This is a genomic window from Spirosoma sp., from assembly GCF_048594605.1.
In the GTDB taxonomy this organism is placed as follows: domain Bacteria; phylum Bacteroidota; class Bacteroidia; order Cytophagales; family Spirosomataceae; genus Spirosoma.
Genome location: NZ_JBMDWV010000030.1, coordinates 1 through 6,150, shown reverse-complemented (window position 1 = coordinate 6,150; position 6,150 = coordinate 1). Strand labels below are relative to the sequence as shown.

5 protein-coding genes and 1 pseudogene are annotated in these 6,150 nt (G+C 48.5%); 2 read left to right on the top strand and 4 right to left on the bottom strand.

Features of this window, described 5'->3' with window-relative positions:
- Window positions 1–145: 145 nt before the first annotated feature.
- On the bottom strand, window positions 146–1,738 hold the full coding sequence (locus tag ACOJS8_RS01545; protein ID WP_420146763.1) for a serine hydrolase domain-containing protein: 1,593 nt from the start codon (window positions 1,736–1,738) through the stop codon (window positions 146–148).
- 265 nt (window positions 1,739–2,003) lie between these two features.
- Here ACOJS8_RS01545 and ACOJS8_RS01540 point away from each other — a divergent pair.
- Window positions 2,004–3,740 (top strand): annotated as a pseudogene (locus ACOJS8_RS01540) (M14 family zinc carboxypeptidase).
- 6 nt (window positions 3,741–3,746) lie between these two features.
- On the top strand, window positions 3,747–4,238 hold the full coding sequence (locus tag ACOJS8_RS01535) for a YybH family protein (protein ID WP_420146762.1): 492 nt from the start codon (window positions 3,747–3,749) through the stop codon (window positions 4,236–4,238).
- 10 nt (window positions 4,239–4,248) lie between these two features.
- Here the strand turns inward: ACOJS8_RS01535 and ACOJS8_RS01530 are convergent, their stop codons facing one another.
- The 3 genes from ACOJS8_RS01530 to glnS all read right to left on the bottom strand — a co-directional run.
- Complete coding sequence (locus tag ACOJS8_RS01530) at window positions 4,249–4,695, bottom strand: DUF6036 family nucleotidyltransferase (protein WP_420146761.1); 447 nt, start codon at window positions 4,693–4,695, stop codon at window positions 4,249–4,251.
- Window positions 4,643–4,858, bottom strand: coding sequence for a hypothetical protein (locus tag ACOJS8_RS01525; protein ID WP_420146760.1), 216 nt, complete (start codon window positions 4,856–4,858; stop codon window positions 4,643–4,645). Before ACOJS8_RS01525 ends, ACOJS8_RS01530 begins: the two co-directional genes overlap by 53 nt.
- Before the next feature lie 231 nt (window positions 4,859–5,089).
- On the bottom strand, window positions 5,090–6,150 hold a 1,061-nt coding region (gene glnS / locus ACOJS8_RS01520), incomplete at its 5' end, for a glutamine--tRNA ligase (protein ID WP_420146759.1).

The following is a 6,150-nucleotide window of genomic DNA, read 5'->3' as shown; positions in this document are numbered from 1 at the left end:
CGGCAAGCGTATGCGGGATTTGCCGATTACGCTGGATAAACTTTTGTAGGTTTTATTTTTGTCATTCCGGCCAGAGGGAGGAATCTCAAGTTTCCTATTAGACCAGTTTGAGACTCCTCCTTCTGGTCGGAATGACAAGAACGGTTTACGCCACTACTTTTCCTTCCAGTACCGGCCGTTTGTCTTTCGTCTTGTTCAGAATACTCAGGCTACTCTGAAACTCGACCTGCACGCCCTCGGCACCAAACCGGCAGGTTACCTGATCGTAGTGAGCGGTTTCGATAAATCGCCAGATCATTACGAATGTATTGGCATCCTGCCAACTACCGCTACCGGCAACTTTTCGCGATTCACCGCCGGGTACAGGGGTTGGCGTTAGCATCAAGGGAGCTATAGGAAACGTAGTGGTACTGTCTCGCCAACGGTTTACGCCACACAGTACCTGATGATCGCCTTTATCGTCCTGCACTTTAAAAATACACCCATCTTTCCCGAACGTCAGTGATACGTCTTTGATCTTTAACGAGTTATCGGCAATGGCATAGGATTTGCCGCTGATCTGACTGGCTACTGTTTTGGCTGGGTCGGCCGTTTCTGGTAGTAGCGTCAGGCTGGCGAGTTTCTTCGAGAGATTACCCTGCTGGGTTTTGCTCGTAGCCAGGTTTGTTCCGCGTAATGCGGGCAGTATGTGATTCCAGACTGCGTTGAGAACCCCCTGCATATCGCCGGTTTCGGATGTAATGGCCACAACGGCATCTTCTTTTGGCAACACGATACAGTATTGACCAAACGCGCCATCGCCCCGGTACGCATCGTTGCGGCATCGCCAGAACTGATACCCATACCCCTGAATCCAGTCGTTTACGCTTTTATCACCTTTGCCACCTTTCGACTCTACTTCTGCGCGAGTTGCATCAGCAATCCAGCTTTCGGCGATCAGTCGCTTGCCATTCCACATACCTTTTTGCAGATAAAGCTGGCCGAATTTGGCAATATCTTCGGTGCGTACCCGGAGGCCCCATCCACCCGTATTGATGCCCTGTGGCGAAACTTCCCAGTCCTGCCCCTCAATGCCCAGTGGCCCGAACAAACGCGGTTTCAGGTACTCCAGAATAGGCTGACCCGTCAGTTTCTGCACAATAGCCGAAAGCATATACGTAGCACCACTGTTATAGACGAAGAACGTACCGGGTTCATGCTCAACCGGTTGGGCCAGAAACGCTTTAACCCAGTTTGGCGCAGTGCCTCCACGTAGTGCAGGCGTCGTGTCCTTATCGTTCCCGGTCGACATGGTCAATAAATCTTTGACGCGCATGGCTGCCAGATTAGCGCTAACAGTCTCTGGTACGTCTTTAGGAAAGAACGAAACAACTTTGTCGTTAACGGTTAAACGTTTTTCTGCAACGGCCATACCAACCGCTGTTGACGTGAAGCTTTTGCTGAGCGAATAGAGCGTATGTTTGAGTTCAGGAGCATACGGTGCCCACCAGCCTTCGGCCACAACCTGCCCATGCCGTAGCACCATCAGGCTATGCACATTGAGTTTTTGCGATTCGATAGCATTCACAAAATCCAGCAGGCCGCCAGGAGCAACGCCCTGCGTTTCGGGTAGGCTACGCGGAAGTTTGCCGGTCTTGGTCGGAATTGCCCAGCCGGTTGTCGGTAACGTAGCAGCAACGGTCAAACCAAGGGCACCAAAGCCCAACTGCTGAAGAAAATCTCTACGATTCAGGTTCATCGTTTGAATAAAGACTTATGAGTAGAATAAATGCAAAAGAGGATGCCCATCCGGAATTACTAATTCATCCTGCGGAAATAATCCTGATTTAATTCTAGAGGTCAACTCGCTGATTTGCCGACAGCAGAACGTGTTTAAAAAGGCAGAAGATTGTATTTTTTAAAGCTACACGTAAATAAGTGCGTAATGACATCTAGTTTTAAATAGAAACCGTATCAAGAAGATTTTCTGGCAAATTCAGCAAGCTTAAATCGTTATTCTGAACATGATAAAAACCTCTTCTTTTCGGCTCGTTGTGCTTAACTGGGGACTCTGTCAACTACTGTTCATAACGGCCTTCGCTCAAACTAAACGAGCTCACGTGTCACCTTTTGAGCGCGACTCGAACCAGACCGCTACGTATGCGCAGATTATTGACTGGTATCAGCGATTAGATCAGCAATACGACCAGGCTAAGCTGATTGAAATTGGTAAAACCGACGTGGGTAAACCGTTACACCTGTTTCTGCTAGCGGCTGATAGACAGTTTACAAGTCGACCGGATCGTGTTACGTTGCTGATTAACAATGGGATTCATCCCGGCGAGCCCGAAGGAATTGATGCCTGCATGATGCTGGCCAGCGATTTGCTGAAGGCAAACAAGCTTCCTAAGAACGTACTATTGGCTATTGTGCCCGTATTTAATGTAGGTGGTTGCCTGAATCGGGGTGTCTCACGGGTGAATCAGAACGGGCCGGAATCCTATGGTTTTCGGGGAAATGCCCGCAATCTGAACCTCAACCGCGATTTTATAAAGGCCGAAGCTCAAAATACGCAGGCGTTCCAAACGATGTATCAGATGCTGAAACCGCAGGTGTTTATTGATAATCACACCAGCGACGGCGCGGATTACCAGCATGTGCTGACGTATTTCGCTACGCAGAAAGACAAGCTTCATCCGGCCGTATCCGGCTATATGACGCAGACCTTCCAGCCAGCGTTAGATGATATACTGACGGCAAAAGGTTTCCCGCCAGCTCCGTACGTGAATCACCCCGGTGATACGCCCGAAAATGGGCTGATCGGCTACAACGACTCCCCCCGATACACAACTGGATACGCGGCTTTGTTCAATTGTTTTGGCTTCACGCTGGAAACGCACATGTGGAAACCGTATCCGCCACGGGTCAGGGCTTCTTACGCATTCGATGAGGCTGTGATGCGTCTTTGCGAGCGAGAGTCACAAACGATTCTGGCGAATCAAAAGCGGGCAAATGAGGCCGTTCGGAATCAGACTACGTTTCCGCTAAGCTATAAGCTGGACCGGACTAAGGTCGATTCTGTTACGTTTCTGGGGTATGCCGCAGCTTACAAGCCCAGCGACGTATCGGGGCTGAAACGGCTCTATTACTATCATTCAAAACCCTTCAGAAAGCGCGTCCCGTATCTGAATAGTTTTGTGGTTGATGTGCAGGTTGATAAACCCCGTTACTACGTTATTCCGCAAGCCTGGCCGGAAATAATTCATCAGTTGAAACGTAACGGCGTAACGCTGCAGACCTTCCAGAAAGATACATTGATTACCGTCTCAGCGTACTACGTTACGGATTATAAAAGCCCGCAACGACCTTACGAAGGGCACTTCATTCATACGGGTGTGAACGTACGTACTGAATTACAGCAAATTCAATTTTATAAAGGCGATTATCTGATCCAAACAAACCAGCCGACGAATCGATATATTGTCGAAACACTTGAACCGCAGGGGGTTGATTCTTTTTTTGCCTGGAATTTTTTTGATAGTATTCTCGATCAGAAAGAATACTTTTCCAACTATATTTTCGAAGATACCGCGGCTGAATTGGTAAAAAAAGATCCGGCGCTTCGTAAGTAACTGGACGAAAAACGCGCTGCTGACAAAGCCTTTGCCGAGAATGCCAACGCCCAGTTGGATTTTATTTACCGGCAAACACCGTACTACGAAAAAACGCATAACCGTTACCCAGTTTACCGATTGAATTAATTTCCGATGAATTTACTTATCCGACACTTGTTCAGTGGCTTATTGGTGATGCCGTTTGGTTTACTGGCTCAAATCAATGGCATCGATTCATCTGATGTCGCGGCTATTCGGACGCTACGTGCTCAATCAAACGCGGCTATTCAAAACCGTAATTTAGCTGCATTCGGCCAGGCCATGATGACAGAAATTGAGGTAACGCGGGGGAGTGGTTCGCACGTATCGGGTCGGGATTCGGTGCTGGCATCGGTAGCCGTTCAATTCAACGATCCTGCGTTTATGGGCTATGTCCGTAATCCGGATCGTATCGAGGTTAGTAAAATGAGCCTACTCGCAGCGGAACAGGGGCACTGGACAGGCCGTTTTCAGCGTTCCGACGGGATTCAAATCATAACGGGTACGTATCTGGCGATGTGGCGTAAAACAACGGAAGGCTGGAAAATTCGCTCCGAGCTCTTTGTGAGTCTAAACTGTACGGGCAGTGCAGCGTGCGAGAAGTGATGAAAAGAAATTATTCTGGTTGACTCGGTAGATTTCGCAGGTCAAGTAAGTCCTGCGGACGGCCAAGAGCTTGTTTGTTCCGAATTAAATCAGGTAAACTGATTACGTTGGTTGGTACATTCTCAATCAGAAGCACAATGCGATTCTGGTAACATTCGTCAAACGTAACGCCTAATGTAAACGTCATTAAATCGATCCACTCATCATAGCGATTAAACGATAAGTAATTAGGAACTTTCGTAAAGTCATCATGTTCAAATTCGCCATCCTTGTAACCGTACTGGTATAAGGCCCGCAGGAGACGATCTGCGTTCTGATCGCTGGGTCGTACGAAGATGTCAATATCGCTAGTGGTGCGCAGATAGCCATGTGCAATCACGGCGTGACCTCCTAGCACTACGTATTCAACGCCCTCTTCGTTGAATAGGCTTATCAGATTTAAGTACTTGTCCTCCATTGCCTAATAGTGGATTTGCTGGATTTGCGTAGTAGATGGCTTTCGCTCGCCGAATCAGTTTCAAGGCAGCCGCTAATCGTTCCTGTGGTGTTTTGGCCCACCAGTATTCTTTGTCATAAACGTGTATCTCGTCGGGGTTGCTGGATTTGCGGATGATGGGCATAATCAAGTAGTATCAGAATCACAAAAATCACTTCTTTATCTAAAAAGAGATCAGTTTGTCAATTGAAAACGAGTTAAATAAAGCTCACTGCCAAACAGAATCCTTCCTTTTGAAGTTGACCATCGATTTCAGACCACTAATATTGTTTTTTCATATTACACTGATAGAAACGATTGAGGTCAATCCCACTGGATCGACCTCAATCTACCTAGTTATTTTCTGATTCGTGTACTACCCCTTCTTCTGTTCCTTTGCCCAGGCATCTTTCAACGTAACGGTTCGGTTGAAAACGGGTTTGTCGGGTGTAGAGTTCTGGTCCAGAATGAAGTAGCCTTTGCGCATGAACTGGAAATTAGTTTGTGAGCCGGAACGAGCTGCTTCTACCAGCGCGGGTTCGACAAAGGCACGTACTACTTCCAGCGAATTTGGGTTCAGCAATTCACGGAATTCACGTTCGTCCGCAGCCGGGTTTTCAACCGAGAAGAGCCGGTCATAAAGACGTACTTCAGCTTCGACAGCGTGCGGTACCGATACCCAGTGAATCGTGCCTTTTACGTTGATACCCGACGTATCGGAACCGCTCCGGCTTTCGGGGATGTACGAGCAGCGCAGCTCAATAATCTCGCCCGCGTTGTCTTTCACAACCTCATCGCACTTAATGATGTACGCGCCTTTCAGACGTACCATACCGCCCGGAAACAGTCGGAAATATTTCTTTGGCGGATTTTCCATGAAGTCGTCACGCTCGATGTACACTTCCCGACTGAACGGTACGTTCCGTTCGCCCGCACTGGGATCTTCAGGGTTGTTTTCGATGGACATGATTTCTTCCCGACCAACTTCATAGTTGGTGATGACGAGCTTCAGGGGCTTTTCATCTAAAACCGCCATGACACGATGCGTTGTTTTATTGAGTTCTTCACGAATGCAGAATTCCAGCAGCCCTACATCAATGAGGTTGTCGCGTTTGGCGATTCCAATTCGGTCGGCAAATTCCCGGATGCTGGCCGGCGTATAGCCGCGCCGACGGATTCCGGCAATGGTTGGCATCCGTGGGTCGTCCCAACCGCGTACGTGACCTTCATTGACCAGTTGCAGAAGTTTCCGCTTGCTCATGACGGTATACGTCAGGTTCAGCCGGGCAAACTCGATTTGACGCGACGGGAAAATTTCCAGTTGCTGGATGTACCAGTCGTACAGCGGCCGGTGCACCTCAAATTCCAGCGTACAGAGCGAGTGCGTGATCTGTTCAATAGAGTCCGATTGCCCGTGGGCGAAATCGTACATTGGAT